General features: G+C 73.1%; 12 protein-coding genes, 1 pseudogene and 1 riboswitch. Of the genes and pseudogenes, 2 read left to right on the plus strand and 11 right to left on the minus strand.

Translation table 11 applies throughout. The features are described 5' to 3' along the window. Positions 1-44 precede the first annotated feature (44 nt). The 3 genes and pseudogenes from cobC to PUR53_RS42985 form a co-directional block, all read right to left on the minus strand. The gene (cobC, locus tag PUR53_RS42975) at positions 45-1,184 is read right to left on the minus strand and encodes an Rv2231c family pyridoxal phosphate-dependent protein CobC (RefSeq protein WP_329912141.1); all 1,140 of its coding nucleotides are present in this window, start codon (positions 1,182-1,184) and stop codon (positions 45-47) included. After that, positions 1,174-2,115: a sirohydrochlorin chelatase gene (locus tag PUR53_RS42980; protein ID WP_329912142.1), complete on the minus strand. Its 942-nt coding sequence runs from the start codon at positions 2,113-2,115 to the stop codon at positions 1,174-1,176. Before PUR53_RS42980 ends, cobC begins: the two co-directional genes overlap by 11 nt. Positions 2,116-2,280: 165 nt before the next feature. Continuing rightward, a pseudogene (locus PUR53_RS42985) lies at positions 2,281-2,658 on the minus strand (cobalamin biosynthesis protein); the annotation flags it as partial. 148 nt (positions 2,659-2,806) lie between these two features. Here PUR53_RS42985 and PUR53_RS42990 point away from each other — a divergent pair. Continuing rightward, positions 2,807-3,535: a ZIP family metal transporter gene (locus PUR53_RS42990; protein WP_329899254.1), complete on the plus strand. Its 729-nt coding sequence runs from the start codon at positions 2,807-2,809 to the stop codon at positions 3,533-3,535. Between the two features lie 29 nt (positions 3,536-3,564). Here PUR53_RS42990 and PUR53_RS42995 read toward each other — a convergent pair whose 3' ends face one another. From PUR53_RS42995 to PUR53_RS43015, 5 genes are all read right to left on the minus strand, one after another. Beyond that, positions 3,565-4,929, minus strand: coding sequence for a cobyrinate a,c-diamide synthase (locus PUR53_RS42995; protein ID WP_329912143.1), 1,365 nt, complete (start codon positions 4,927-4,929; stop codon positions 3,565-3,567). Positions 4,930-4,933: 4 nt separating this feature from the next. Next, the gene (gene cobO, locus PUR53_RS43000) at positions 4,934-5,533 is read right to left on the minus strand and encodes a cob(I)yrinic acid a,c-diamide adenosyltransferase (protein ID WP_329899256.1); all 600 of its coding nucleotides are present in this window, start codon (positions 5,531-5,533) and stop codon (positions 4,934-4,936) included. Further along, entirely contained in the window at positions 5,534-7,645 is a 2,112-nt protein-coding gene (locus tag PUR53_RS43005; protein ID WP_329912144.1) for a putative cobaltochelatase, read from the minus strand. 163 nt (positions 7,646-7,808) lie between these two features. Next, a complete protein-coding gene (locus tag PUR53_RS43010) occupies positions 7,809-9,350 on the minus strand; it encodes a cobyric acid synthase (RefSeq protein ID WP_329899258.1) in 1,542 nt (513 codons plus the stop codon). Beyond that, a complete protein-coding gene (locus PUR53_RS43015; protein ID WP_329912145.1) occupies positions 9,347-10,288 on the minus strand; it encodes a cobalamin biosynthesis protein in 942 nt (313 codons plus the stop codon). Before PUR53_RS43015 ends, PUR53_RS43010 begins: the two co-directional genes overlap by 4 nt. Positions 10,289-10,386: 98 nt before the next feature. Further along, positions 10,387-10,516: riboswitch (cobalamin riboswitch) on the minus strand. A gap of 274 nt (positions 10,517-10,790) precedes the next feature. On the opposite strand from PUR53_RS43015, the gene PUR53_RS43020 reads away from it, so the two are divergent. Then, the gene (locus tag PUR53_RS43020; RefSeq protein WP_329899260.1) at positions 10,791-11,111 is read left to right on the plus strand and encodes a hypothetical protein; all 321 of its coding nucleotides are present in this window, start codon (positions 10,791-10,793) and stop codon (positions 11,109-11,111) included. Between the two features lie 106 nt (positions 11,112-11,217). On the opposite strand, the gene PUR53_RS43025 is transcribed toward PUR53_RS43020, so the two are convergent. From PUR53_RS43025 to PUR53_RS43035, 3 genes are all read right to left on the minus strand, one after another. Continuing rightward, a complete protein-coding gene (locus tag PUR53_RS43025) occupies positions 11,218-11,439 on the minus strand; it encodes a hypothetical protein (protein ID WP_329899261.1) in 222 nt (73 codons plus the stop codon). 28 nt (positions 11,440-11,467) lie between these two features. Continuing rightward, positions 11,468-12,730, minus strand: a complete 1,263-nt coding sequence (locus PUR53_RS43030; protein WP_329899262.1) for an inorganic phosphate transporter — start codon at positions 12,728-12,730, stop codon at positions 11,468-11,470. 190 nt (positions 12,731-12,920) lie between these two features. After that, complete coding sequence (locus PUR53_RS43035) at positions 12,921-13,670, minus strand: lysozyme (protein ID WP_329912146.1); 750 nt, start codon at positions 13,668-13,670, stop codon at positions 12,921-12,923. Positions 13,671-13,738 lie beyond the last annotated feature (68 nt).

Below are 13,738 nucleotides of genomic sequence, written 5' to 3' on the forward strand. Positions count from 1 at the left end.
GAGCCGTCCGACCGGTCAGGCCGGCGGACCGCCGAGCCCTTCGCTCAGCGGTCCGCCAGGGTCATCGCCCGGTCCAGCGCCTGGAGGAAGCCGTTGACCGTGGTCCGGTCGCGGACCGCCAGGCGCAGCCACGCGTCGTCCAGCCCCGGGAACGTGTCACCACGGCGGACGGCGAAGCCCAGACTGCGCAGATGCCGCCGTACGGCGGTCGCGCGGGGCAACCGGACGAGGACGAACGGGCCCTCGGCGGGCTCGGCCACGACCAGGCCGTCGGGGGCGAACTCCCGCAGCCCGGCGACCAGATGGGCCCGGTCGGCGACGACACGGCCGGCCGCCTCGGCGGCCTCCGCCAGCGCCCGGCCCGAGACACACGCCTCGGCCGCCGCGAGAGCGGGCGTCGACACCGGCCACAGCGGCTGGGCGCGCTCCAGCTCGGCGATCGTCCCGGGCGCGGCGAGGACGTAACCGATCCGCAGCCCGGCCAGCCCCCAGGTCTTGGTCAGGCTGCGCAGGACGACGAGGCCGGGCACGTCCGTCCGCCCGGCCAGCGCCTCACGCTCACCCGGCACCGCGTCCATGAACGCCTCGTCGACCACCAGCGTCCGCCCCGGCCGGGCCAGCCGGGCGAGGGACTCCGCCGGATGCAGCACCGACGTCGGATTGGTCGGGTTGCCCACGACCACCAGGTCCGCGTCCTCCGGCACGGCCGCCGGGTCCAGCCGGAAGCCGTCCGACTCCCGCAGCAGCACCCGGTCCACGGAGTGCCCGGCGTCCCGCAACGCGGCCTCGGGCTCGGTGAACTGCGGGTGCACGACCACCGGGTGACGGACCTTCAGGGCGCGGGCCAGCAGCACGAACGCCTCGGCGGCGCCCGCCGTGAGCAGGACCCGCTCGGCGGGCAGCCCGTGCCGGTCCGCCACCGCCGCCCGCGCGGCCCGTCCGTCGGGGTAGGCGGCCAGCTCGGTCAGCGACCCGGCTATCCGCTCCCGCAGCCAGGCGGGCGGTGTGCCGGTCCGGACGTTCACGGCGAGGTCGATGAGCCCCGCCCCGTCGTCCCGCACCTCGGCGTCGCCGTGATGCCGCAGGTCATGACCCGCGTGCGCCGGTCCCTGACCCGAGTCGGTCAGGTCATGACCCGTGTTCCGCAGGTCGTGCCTGCGCCCGGAGTCGGATTCAGTGTGCATGGGAGTGCGTGTGTCCCCAGTCGTGATGTTCGTGACCGTGGTGCCCGTAGCCGTCCGGACGGACATGCGGCTGCCGCGGCAGTCCCGGGCTGTTCCCGCCGCCGGGCGGAGTGCCGCCCGGGGTGGGGGAGTCGTGGGAATCGTGGTTCATGTACGGGTCGCCCTCCAGCGCCTCCCGGTACCGCTCCACGATCAGATCGAGCAGCTCCGGCTCCGGTCCGATGACATCGGCCGACCGTACCTCGATCTCCGGACGCGCGGCAGCCCAGCCCTCGGTCTGCTGCCGCACCCGGTCCGCCGGCCCGCCGTCGAGCGGGAAGTACGGCAGGACGACGATCCGCCGCGCCCCCAGCCGCGTACACCGCTCGAGACCGCTCGGCACGTCCGGCGCCGCCATCGAGACGAACGCCGTCTCCACACCCGCGTATCCGCGCCCCTCCCACAACAACCGGGCCGCCCTGTGCACCTCGGCGTTGGCCTCGGGGTCCGTGGACCCGTACCCGACGAGCAGGACGGTCACATCGGCCCGGTCGCCCGGAGTCCTCGGCGAGGGCGACCCCAGTGCCTCCTCCACCCGCCGCTCCAGCAGGTTCAGCAGCGCGGGGTGCGGGCCCGGGGGACGGCCGTGCCCGTACGACACCTCCGGGTGCCGCTCCCGCACCCGGCCCAGCGCCGCCCGGGCGTCCGTCTCCGCACGCCCGGCGGACTCCCACCCCAGCGGGACCACGACGAACCGCCGTACCCCGTGCTCCACCAGCGCGGTCACGGCCTCGCCCAGCGGCGGCCGGTACGGCTCGACGAAGCCGCCCCCGACGGGCAGCCCGGGGTGGCGGCGTCCCAGCTCGCGCAGTAAGCCGCGGAACACCTCGGCCCCGGCCTCGTCCCGGGTTCCATGACCGGCGATGAGCAGGGCGGGCGGCGGGGTGGTCACGGTGTCTCCTCGGCGGGGCGGAAGGGGTGGTGCGGGCGCGGAAGCAGGGGCGGTCGGTCAGCGCGGCCGGCGGCGGTCACCGTCATGGTCGCGGTCGCGGTCACGGCCGCAACGATCATCATGCCGACTCTCGCCGGGTCCGGCGAAGCCAGGGTTCGCCGTCGCGACGGCACACGTCACCCTCCCCGCCCGCCCGTCCACCGGCTCCGACTTCCGCTTCGGCACGAGCAGTTCACCCCCGCCGACGAGCGCGGCGGCCTCCGCGACGGACGGGGTGCCGACGGCGGCGAGGGCCGCGCCGGAGGGGTTCGGCACGGCGACGGCGGCCAACTCCGCGGCGGAGCAGGCGATCAGGGGGACACCGAGCCGTTCGGCGGCCAGGACGACACCGGGTTCACCGGCCTTGGCCTCGACGGTGACGAGTGCGACGACCGCCTCCAAGAGGAGCCCCGCATCCCGCAGAGTCCTCTCGACCAGGGAGAGCACTTCTGCCTCCGGCACACCCTTGGAGGCGCCCACCCCGACGAGGAGTGGGTTGGACCTGTGGTCAGCCACAACCGCGCCCCTCCAGGGGCGCGGGGAACTGCGCGACCAGCCCCCACAGACCCGCAGCCAAAACCCGACCCCTTCGCTCCCGCTTCCGCCGGGGCGCCGCAGCGAACACCGCCCACTCATCCGGTAGCAAAGACCCATGGCGGTCTTCGTGGCACTCGGCGCGTTCCTGATGACGCTGCTCGGCGGCTGGACGGCACAACGCGTGACGGACCGCCGCCACCTCGTGCTGGGCCTGGCCGGCGGTCTGATGCTGGGCGTGGTCGGCCTCGACCTGCTCCCCGAGGCGCTGGAGGCCGCGGGCGACGAGGTCTTCGGCGTACCGGCCGCGCTGCTGCTCTTCGTCGCCGGATTCCTCCTGGCCCACCTGGTGGAACGCCTGCTGGCCGCCCGCCAGGCGGCACACGGCGCGGACGAGCACAACGGCCGTACGCCTCAGGTGGGGCTGACGGCGGCGGCCGCGATGGTCGGACACAGCGCCATGGACGGCGTCGCGATCGGCGCGGCCTTCCAGATCGGCCAGGGCATGGGCATCGCGGTCGCGCTCGCAGTGATCGCCCACGACTTCGCGGACGGCTTCAACACGTACACGCTCACCAGCGTCTACGGCAACGCCCGCCGCCGTGCGCTCGCGATGCTGTTCGCGGACGCGGCGGCCCCGGTGGTGGGAGCAGCCTCCACGCTGCTGTTCACGATCCCGGAGGGCCCGCTCGGCTGCTACCTCGGTTTCTTCGGCGGCGCCCTGCTCTACCTCGCCGCCGCCGAGATCCTCCCCGAGGCCCACCACGAACACCCGGCCCACTCCACCCTGCTGTGCACGATCGCCGGGGCCGCCTTCATCTGGCTGGTGGTGGGCGTGGCGGAGTGAGCGGAACACTTCACCGACCGACGGACCGCTCATGACGCCCGGCATCTGTCCACGAACCGCCGTGCTACACCGGGCTCCGCGGCCCAGTGGGTGTGCAGATAGCTCGCGTGCACCCCTCCCCGCACGAACCCCTCGACCCGCGGCTGGGGGGACCGTATCCCCCAGGCCGGAGCGGGTCCGGCCCCCGGCTCGACGACCGTCCGGTGGAACTCGTGGGCCCGCATCCGGGTCCCGGCCGGCGCGAGCACGCTGTCGCCCACGGCCACGGCGTCGCGGTACCCGAGGGTCAGCCGCTCGTCCATCCGCGCCGTCGCGTCCAGCACCCCGCACATGGGCCGCCCGTCCAGCTCTCGGCACAGATAGAGCAGACCGGCGCACTCGGCGGCCACCGGAGCCCCGCCGAACGCCAGCTCGGCGACGGCCTTGCGCAGCGGCTCGTTGGCGGACAGTTCGGCGGCGTACATCTCGGGGAACCCGCCGCCGATCACCAACCCGCGCGTCCCGTCGGGCAGTTGCTCGTCCCGCAGCGGATCGAAGACGACCACCTCGGCACCCGCGGCGGTCAACAGCTCGGCGTGCTCGGCGTAGGAGAAGGTGAACGCGGGCCCACCGGCCACGGCGACCACCTCCCGCCTCCCCGTGGCCGTGACGGGCGGCTCCCACGCCGGCCCCGACAGCGCCCCGGCGCTGCGGGCGAGCGCGACCAGCGCCTCCAGGTCGCACCCGGCCCGCACCTGCGCGGCCATCGCCGCCACGGCCTCCAGCGCGGCGGCCTGCCGCTCCGCGACCGGGACCAGTCCCAGATGTCGGGACGGGGTGTCCACCTGGGGAGCCCGCCGCAGCACCCCCAGCACGGGCACACCGGTCGACTCCAGGGCGTCCCGGAGCAGTTCCTCGTGCCGGTCCGAGGCGACCTTGTTGAGGATCACGCCCCCGATCCGCACCTCGGGATCCCAGGAGGCGAACCCGTGCACCAGCGCCGCCACCGACCGTGACTGCGACGACGCGTCCACGACCAGCACCACCGGCGCCCGCAGCAGCTTCGCCACATGCGCGGTGGACGCCAGCTCGCCCTGCCCCGAGGCCCCGTCGAACATCCCCATGACACCCTCGACGACGGCGATGTCGCACCCGCGCGCGCCGTGCGCGAAGAGCGGCGCGACCAGCTCGGGCCCGCACAGGTACGCGTCGAGGTTCCGCCCCACCCGCCCGCTCGCCAGCGCGTGGTAACCGGGGTCGATGTAGTCCGGCCCCACCTTGTGCGGGGACACGGCGAGCCCCCGCTCGGTGAGCGCGGCCATCAACCCCGTCGCCACGGTGGTCTTGCCGCTGCGCGACGAGGGAGCGGCGATCACCAGCCGGGGCACGGAGGAGACCGAGGTGTAAGACGTCACGATGTCACCACTCGATGCCCCGCTGGCCCTTCTGGCCCGCGTCCATGGGGTGCTTGACCTTCGACATGTCGGTCACGAGGTCCGCGAAGTCGACGAGCTTCTCGGGCGCGTTCCGCCCGGTGATCACCACGTGCTGGGTCCCGGGCCGGTTCCGCAGCACCTCGACGACCTCGTCCGTGTCGATCCACCCCCAGTGCAGCGGGTACGCGAACTCGTCCAGCACGTACAGCTTGTACGTCTCGGCCGCCAGGTCCCGCTTGACCTGCTCCCAGCCCTCCCGGGCCTTGTCCTCGTTGTCCATCTGCCCGTCGCGCTGCACCCACGACCAGCCCTCGCCCATCTTGTGCCAGTCGACGGACCCGCCCTCGCCGGACGCCCCGAGCACGCGCAGCGCGTTCTCCTCGCCGACCTTCCACTTCGCCGACTTGACGAACTGGAACACCCCGATCGGCCACCCCTGGTTCCAGGCGCGCAGCGCGAGCCCGAACGCGGCGGTGGACTTCCCCTTGCCGATACCCGTGTGCACGAAGACCAGCGGACGGTTCCTGCGCTGACGAGTCGTCAGTCCGTCGTCCGGTACGACACTCGGCTGTCCCTGCGGCATCTACGCGGCCCTCCTCGAAGTCCCCTGTGTTCCCTGCGTGCCCTGGGCCCTCTGCGCGCCCTGCACATCCCGGACGAGCCCGGCGATGGAGTCCGCCCGCAACTCGTCCAACGTCACCGCCGTACCGCCCAGTTCACCCGCCAGCTGCCCGGCGAGCCCCAGCCGGACGTGGCCCGACTCGCAGTCGACCACCACGGACGCGTGGCCCTCGGCCGCGAACAGTCGCGCGGCCCGCCCGGCGTGCGCGACGGGCTCGGGTCCGCCGGTGGCCCGGCCGTCGGTCACCACCACGACCAGCGGCCGGCGCGCGGGGTCCCGCAGCCGCTCCACCCGCAGCACGTCGTGCGCCTTGAGCAGCCCGGCCGCGAGCGGCGTCCGCCCGCCCGTCGGCAACGACTCCAGGCGGGCCGCCGCTGCGTCCACGGACGAGGTCGGCGGCAACGCCACCTCGGCGGCCGACCCCCGGAACGTCACCAGGCCCACCTTGTCCCGCCGCTGGTAGGCGTCGAGCAGCAGCGACAGCACCGCGCCCTTCACCGCGCCCATCCGCTGCCGCGCCGCCATCGACCCGGAGGCGTCGACCACGAACAGCACGAGGTTGCCCTCCCGCCCCTCCCGGGTCGCCTGCCGCAGATCGTCACGCCGGACCACCAGGCCCGGCCCGGATCGCCCGCGCGTCCGCTGGTGCGGCGCGGCGGCCTGCACAGTCGCCGCCAGATGCAGCTTGGTCAGCGCGCCACGCGGCCTGCGCGCCCCGGTCGTGCGCCCGTGCTCGGTCCGTGCGCGCGAGCGCCGCCCGGCGGCACCCTCCCCGAGCCCCGGCACACTGAGCACCTTCGTACGGAACGGCTCGGCGGCCCGTACGGCGGACTGCTCCCCGGCGGCCGGAGCCTGCGCGGGCACGCTCTCGCCGGACTCGGCCTGACCGCCGCCGTCGCCGCCCTGCGGCCCGTCGGTCTCGGGAGCGGGCGGCTGCCCACCGCCACCGGGGCCGTCGGGACCGGGATCCGGATCGTCGTCGCCCTGCGGGTCCTGCGGGTCCTGCTGATCCTGACGGTCCTGCGAGTCATGCGGGTTCTGCGGATCCTGAGGGTTCTGCGGCGGTTCCGCGAACTCCTCCAGTGTCTCGTCGAGCTTGTCCTCGTCGAGGCCGGGCGCGTCGAAGGGATTCCTTCGCCGCCGGTGCGGCAGCGCGAGCAGTGCCGCCTGGCGCACGTCCTCCGCGAGCACCTCGGTCCGCCCGGCCCACGCGGCCAGCGCGGTCGCCGTCCGGGCCATCACGATGTCGGCCCGCATCCCGTCCACCTCGAAGGCCGCACAGGTCGCCGCGATCTGCAGCAGCGCCCCGTCGCCCAGCACCACGGATGGCAGCAACTCCCGCGCGGCGACGACCCGTTGACGTACACCGGCCTCCTCGTCCGCCCAACGGGCCGCGAAACCGGCCGGATCGTCGTCGTAGGCGAGCCGCCGCCGGACGACCTCCACCCGCTGGTCCGGCTCCCGCGAGGCCGCGACCTCCACGGTCAGCCCGAACCGGTCGAGCAACTGCGGCCGCAGCTCGCCCTCCTCGGGGTTCATCGTCCCGACCAGCAGGAACCGCGCGGCATGCCGTACGGAGACGCCCTCGCGCTCCACGTACGAGGCGCCCATCGCGGCCGCGTCGAGCAGCAGGTCGACCAGGTGGTCGTGGAGGAGGTTCACCTCGTCGACGTAGAGAATGCCCCGGTGCGCGTCCGCGAGGAGGCCCGGCTCGAACGCCTTCACGCCCTCCGACAGCGCCCGCTCGATGTCGAGGGCGCCGACGAGTCGGTCCTCGGAGGCGCCGACGGGAAGCTCGACCATGCGGGACGGCCGGGTCTCGAACGCCGGTTCGTGCGGCCCGTCCGGACACGCCGGGTCCGGCTGCACGGGGTCGCACGAGAACCGGCAGCCGACGACGACCTCCACCGGCGGCAGCAGCGCCGCGAGCGCCCGCACGGCGGTGCTCTTGGCGGTGCCCTTCTCACCACGCACGAGCACGCCGCCGATCCTCGGGGAGATGGCGTTGAGGAGCAGGGCGAGTTGCAGGTCGCCCTGCCCGACGACGGCGGTGAAGGGGAAGTGCGTGCTCACGCGGTGGTCCCTCCTAGTGGTGAATGAATGAGACGACTGCCGACCGGCGGGATGAGAAGCACGGGGCGCAGCCCCTGCTTCTCAGGGGCGCGGGGAACTGCGCGAGAAGTCCCACCGGCCGGTAGACAACACTCCCTACCCCGGCGGGACCGACCCGGCGCCCTCATCCCGGCACCCCCGGCGCCCCCGGCGGCACGAACGGCAACCCCGTCGGCGCCCCCGACTCGATGAGCCGCCACAGCGCGTCCGTGTCCGCGTGTTCCTCGATCAGATCGCCGAGCCGGTCGAGCTGCTCCTCGCGCAGCTCGGCGAACGACGTGTCCGGGGCCGGCACGAACCGCCGCCCCGAAGCCGCCGCCACCTCACGCAGAAAGGCCCGCCGGAACCCGTCCGACTCCAGCGACCCGTGCCAGTGCGTGCCCCAGGTCTGCCCGACCCGGCACCCGTCCAGGCTGTTTCCATGGTCATCAGAGATGAACGCTTCGCCGCCCAGCACCTCGGCGACCCCGTGATGGATCTCGTACCCCTCGACCCGCTCCCCGAGGGCCTCACCCACGGGCCGCGTGAGCGTCTTGTCCGCCGCGAACCGCACGCGGACGGGAAGGACTCCCAGCCCCTCCACCCGCCCCCGCCGGCTCTCGACCTCGTCCTCGATCCGCTCCCCGAGCACCTGGAACCCGCCGCAGATCCCGAGCACCGGCCGCCCCTCGGCGGCCCTGCGCACCAGCGCCTCGGCGAGCCCCCGCTCCCGCAGCCACTCCAGCGCCCGCACCGTGCCCCGGGTGCCGGGCACGACGACGAGGTCCGCGTCGGCCAACTCCTCGGCCCGGTCCACGAACCGCACCACGACACCGGGTTCGGCGGCGAGCGCGTCCACGTCGGTGAAGTTGGACATCAGCGGCACCGCGCACACGGCGACCCGCAGCACGTCCTCCCCGACGGGCGGCGCGACGTTCGACTCCCGGACCGTCCCGCGCAGCGAGACCCGCAGCCCGTCCTCCTCGTCGATCCCGAGCCCGTGCCGGAACGGCAGCACCCCGTACGTCCGCCGCCCGGTGAGCCCGCGCAGCATGTCGAGCCCCGGCTCCAACAGGGAGACGTCCCCGCGGAACTTGTTGACGAGGAACCCGGCGACGAGGGCCTGGTCCTCGGGGGAGAGCAGCGCGACGGTCCCGAAGAACGACGCGAACACCCCACCGCGGTCGATGTCACCGACCACGAGCACGGGCAGCCCGGCGTTGCGGGCGATCCCCATGTTGACGATGTCGGTCCGCCGCAGATTGATCTCGGCCGGAGAGCCGGCCCCCTCGCAGATCACCGCGTCATACGTGCCCCGCAGCTCGGTGAGGCACTCCAACACGGTCCCGAGCAGCCGCTGTTGCCGCCCGCCGTGATAACCGCGCGCGCTCATCTCACCCACGGGCTTCCCGAGCAGCACGACCTGACTGCTGCGCTCACCCCCGGGCTTCAGCAGCACGGGGTTCATGAGCGCGCTGGGCTCCACCCGGCATGCCTGTGCCTGCATGGCCTGCGCCCGCCCGATCTCGGCGCCCTCCTTCGTCACGAAGGAGTTGAGCGACATGTTCTGCGCCTTGAACGGGGCGACCTTGACCCCCTGCCGCACCAGCCACCGGCAGATCCCGGCGGTGACGACGCTCTTCCCGGCGTCGGAGGTGGTCCCGGCGACCAGCAGTCCGCCACTCATCCCCGACTCCTCGACCGCAGCACCGACACACCCGCACCGATCCCCAACGCCAGCCACCCCACCCGCCGGGACAACCGAACGGCCCGCTCGATGTCCTCCACGGCGACGGCGCGTCCCTCCCCATTGAGCACAGGCCGATGCTCGACCCGCCCCCCGTACGACAACGTGCCCCCCAAACGCACTCCGAGCGCCCCCGCGAACGACGCCTCCACGGGCCCCGCGTTGGGGCTCGGGTGCCTGCCCGCGTCCGTGCGCCAGGCCCGTACGGCACCCCGGGCGTCCCCACCGCAGGCGGCGGCCAGCACCGCCGTCAGCCGGGCCCCCGGCCACCCCACCACGTCGTCCAGCCGCGCGGAGGCCCAGCCGAACCGCCGGTACCGCTGCGACCGGTGACCGACCATGGCGTCCAACGTGTTGACGGCCCGGAACCCCACCAGCCCGGGCACCCCCGCCACGGCTCCCCAGACCAGCGCCCCCACCACCGCGTCGGACGTGTTCTCGGCGACGGACTCCACGACCGCCCGCGCGATCCCGTCCGCGTCGAGTGCCTGGGGGTCCCGCCCGCACAGATGGGGCAACCGGGCCCGCGCGCCCTCGACGTCCCCCGCGTCGAGGGACCGTCCGATCGTCCGGGCCTCCCGACCGAGCGAAGTCCCCCCGACGACGGCCCACGTGGCGGCGGCGGTCAACGCGACGGAGGCCGCACGCGACGGCCGTACGGCAGTCGAGGCGACGGCCCCGAGCGCCACGGCGCCACCCGCGCACACGGCGGTGTGCAGCGCGCCCCACCCCCGGTGATCCCGCCACAGCACCCGCTCCACGGCACCGGCGGCCCGCCCGAACGCGGCGACCGGATGCCCCCGGCGAGGATCACCGAGCAGCAGGTCACCGAGGAGTCCGGCGGTGGCGCCGTACGCGAAGACGCGATCGGCACGCACGGGTTCAGCCGACCGCGAGGTCGTACGCGGATCCGGTGCTGGGACTCAAGTGGCAGCCGCACATGGCGATATGTCCTCACTCAGGGTGTCCACGCCCTGGTTCGACGAGACCGACGGCGAGAGTTCCTGGCTCCCGGGAGACGCGTCGAGATGCTTCCCCGGTGACAGTGGCGGGACCGCGCCGGACTCGCACCGGCTTCCTCTCCTGCCGTCGTACATGGCTCCGGCAGTCCACCACGCCCCTTCGAGACCCGTCAACTCGCTGTTGACCTGCGGCGCGACGGTGTGCCGAGCCCCACACCGCCGAAATCCCGTCAGCCGCTCGAATCGGCTCCTTCCGCGCTCTCTCCGGCGCGCCGCATCCTGGTGCGTGACTCGAACTGGCGTCAGAACGCTGTGCTCTCCTTCCGTCACACCGCGTGGTGTGGTTTTCTGGCGGGGCTTGTGGACCCGGGTGCGGACGGCTCTTGAAGAACCGTTCGGGGGACGGGAGGGACACGCGATGGAAGATCGGACCAAGGGACCCGCCTCGGCGGGTACGAGGACGGCGAGGGACCGGCGGACGCTGGTGTCCGCCGCCGCCCCCCTGGTGCTCTTCAGCACGGTCGCCGGGGCGCTGGCCGTCGGGCTCGGCGCGCTCGCCGCGCTGCTGGTGCCGGGGGCGGAGGCGCGCGGCGTCGTCTGGATGGTGGTGACCGCCCTCATCGCCGCCGGAGCGGGCCTGTGGTGGGGACTGACCCCGGTCACGGACCGGCTCAGGGCCCTGGACCGGGCTCTGTCCGGGGCTCGGCCGCGGGGGCCCCGAGCAGGACGAACGGGCTGAGGCTGCCGCGACCGGGTGGTACATGAGGACAACCCCCCGTACCAGGTCGACGGTACGAGGGGTTGTCGTGGTGTGTTGTGCGAGGTGCGAAGGGGTCTACGGGGCCTCAGGCCATGATCAGGTAGATCCCGTAACCCACCGCCGCCGTGCAGGCCGCGAAGCAGGCGTACGCCGCTGTCGTGGCGAGCGCGGGCGACGCGCCCGCGGCGGTCGCGGCCTCCCGCTTGGAGAGGCCGACGATCCCCAGGGTGAAGAGGCCGACGAGGGCCACGGTGACCACGAGGCTGACTCCGAAGACGGAGCCCAGGGCTGCCCAGTCGATGTGCATGATGATCTTCCTCAGGAGGTCGCGGGGCTCAGACGGCGGGCGTCGGCGTGGACGAGTTCGCCGGGGCCGTGGTCTCGGCGGCGGCCGCGGCCGCGGGTGCCGGGATGGTCGCCACGAGCTCCTCGGCCACGGCGGCGGTGGGCGGCGGCGTCACGGCGGCCATCGCCGTGGTCACCACACCGGGCGTTTCCTCGGTGTCGTTGACGTTCGTGTGGTCGACGACCTCACGGCGCGAGATCACCCAGATCGCGGCGCTGGAGGCGATGAGGAAGACCGCGACGACGGCCGTGCCCCAGCTGCCGAAGGACGTCACCCATTCGGCGAGCGCGGCGACCAACGCGGCGGCCGGCAGGGTCAGACCCCATGCGACGAACATCCGGGTCGCGGTGGACCAGCGGACCACCCCGCCCTTGCGGCCGAGGCCCGCGCCCATCACCGCACCGGAGACCGAGTGCGTGGTGGAGAGCGAGAAGCCGAGGTGCGAGGAGGCCAGGATGACCGTGGCCGCGCTGGTCTGGGCGGCGAAGCCCTGCTGCGGCTGGAGGTCGGTCAGGCCCTTGCCCATCGTGCGGATGATGCGCCAGCCGCCCAGGTAGGTGCCGAGCGCGATGGCGAGACCGGCGGAGACGATGACCCACACCGGCGGGTCGGAGTCGGGCGCGAGGGCGCCGCCGGCCACCAGGGCGAGGGTGATGATGCCCATCGTCTTCTGGGCGTCGTTCGTGCCGTGGGCCAGCGAGACCAGGCCCGCGGAGGCGATCTGACCGGCGCGGTAGCCCTTGCCGGAGGCCTTCTCGCTCGTGTGCCGGCCGAGCTTGTACGTCAGCCGGGTGGCGAGCATCGCCGCGATGCCGGCGACCAGCGGGGCCGCGACGGCGGGGATCAGCACCTTGGTGACGAGCACGTCGCCGTGCACGCCGCTGACGCCGACCGAGGCGATGGTGGCGCCGACGAGGCCGCCCATCAGGGCGTGCGAGGAGCTGGAGGGGAGTCCGACCAGCCAGGTCAGCAGGTTCCAGAGGATGGCGCCGACGAGCGCCGCGAATATGACCTCTGGCTGTATGCCGGACTCGTCGACGAGTCCCTTGGAAATGGTGTTGGCGACCTCGATGGACAGGAACGCGCCGACAAGGTTGAGCACGGCGGACATGGCCACCGCGACCTTGGGCTTCATGGCGCCGGTCGAGATGGTGGTGGCCATCGCGTTGGCGGTGTCGTGGAAACCGTTCGTAAAATCGAACGCGAGCGCGGTGATGACCACGATCGCGAGGATCAGCGAGAAGTTTTCCATTTACCCAAGCTTCTTTCGGACGTCAGTGGCATGTGGACCGTAGGCAACCTGGGTGAACGGAAGATGAACTAGGACAGGCGTACGGGTGTAATGAACGGGGTGCCGCCGCTCCGCTTGCGGACGGGCGGGCCGTCGGAGTTCGGTGGGGCGGCGGCCTGACCTTCGAACTGAGGCGGAATATCGAGGTCCGCTACCCCCGGGCGAACTGCTTCAGCCGCTTCGTCGACCCGTTGAAGAGATTCTGGTCACCCGGCAGGCTCCCGCTGCCGTTGTCGTACTGCCAGATCGTCCAGGACTTCCACCCCGCGGGCAGTTCCCCCGCCCCGGAGGAGTCGTACCGGGCCAGCCACAGCGCGTGGTTCCCGCCGAAGGCCGGGCTGTTGCCGGTGCAGGTCTTCCACCAGTGGGTGGTCGTGTAGATCACCGGGCGGCGGCTCGTGAGGCGCTTCACCTCGGCGCTGAACGACGTAATCCAGCCGACCATCGCGCTGCGGCTCAGGCCGTAGCACTTCCTCTTCCTGTCGTACGGGTTGTACTCGATGTCGAGCGCCGGCGGCAGCGTCCAGCCGTCCGCGCGCCAGCCGCCCCCGTTGTCCACGAAGTAGCGGGCCTGAGTCTTCCCGGACGACTGGTGGGGCAGCGCGAAGTGGTACGCGCCCCGGATCAGGCCCGCCTCCCGCGAGCCGTTGTACTGCTGGCCGAAGTACGGGTTGCGGTAGGTGGTGGACTCGGTCGCCTTGACGTAGACGAACCGGGCACCCTTCGACTTCACGCTCGACCAGTTCACCTGCTTCTGGTGCGAGGAGACGTCGTGCCCCCTGGGCTGGGCGGCGGCCGAGACGGGGAGCTCGGTGAGAGCGGTTCCCCCCAGGGCGAGGGCCGCGACGGAGGCGGCGAATGCGCGGTGGCGGCGACGGAACGGCTGGAGAGCGATGGCCATACTTCCCCCCGGAATGGCGATTGTGCGACAAAACACCCGGAGATTACTGGAAGATCACCGAATCCCGG

The organism is Streptomyces sp. SP18BB07 (genome assembly GCF_036322545.1).
In the GTDB taxonomy this organism is placed as follows: Bacteria; Actinomycetota; Actinomycetes; order Streptomycetales; family Streptomycetaceae; genus Streptomyces; species Streptomyces deccanensis.

Coding starts and splice junctions, on each gene's coding strand:
- PUR53_RS43020 (WP_329899260.1), top strand. CDS start 10,791: ATGGAAGATCGGACCAAGGGACCCGCCTCGGCGGGTACGAGGACGGCG.
- PUR53_RS43030 (WP_329899262.1), bottom strand. CDS start 12,730: ATGGAAAACTTCTCGCTGATCCTCGCGATCGTGGTCATCACCGCGCTC.
- cobO (WP_329899256.1), bottom strand. CDS start 5,533: ATGCCGCAGGGACAGCCGAGTGTCGTACCGGACGACGGACTGACGACT.
- PUR53_RS43010 (WP_329899258.1), bottom strand. CDS start 9,350: ATGAGTGGCGGACTGCTGGTCGCCGGGACCACCTCCGACGCCGGGAAG.
- PUR53_RS43025 (WP_329899261.1), bottom strand. CDS start 11,439: ATGCACATCGACTGGGCAGCCCTGGGCTCCGTCTTCGGAGTCAGCCTC.
- PUR53_RS43035 (WP_329912146.1), bottom strand. CDS start 13,670: ATGGCCATCGCTCTCCAGCCGTTCCGTCGCCGCCACCGCGCATTCGCC.
- PUR53_RS42990 (WP_329899254.1), top strand. CDS start 2,807: ATGGCGGTCTTCGTGGCACTCGGCGCGTTCCTGATGACGCTGCTCGGC.
- cobC (WP_329912141.1), bottom strand. CDS start 1,184: ATGCACACTGAATCCGACTCCGGGCGCAGGCACGACCTGCGGAACACG.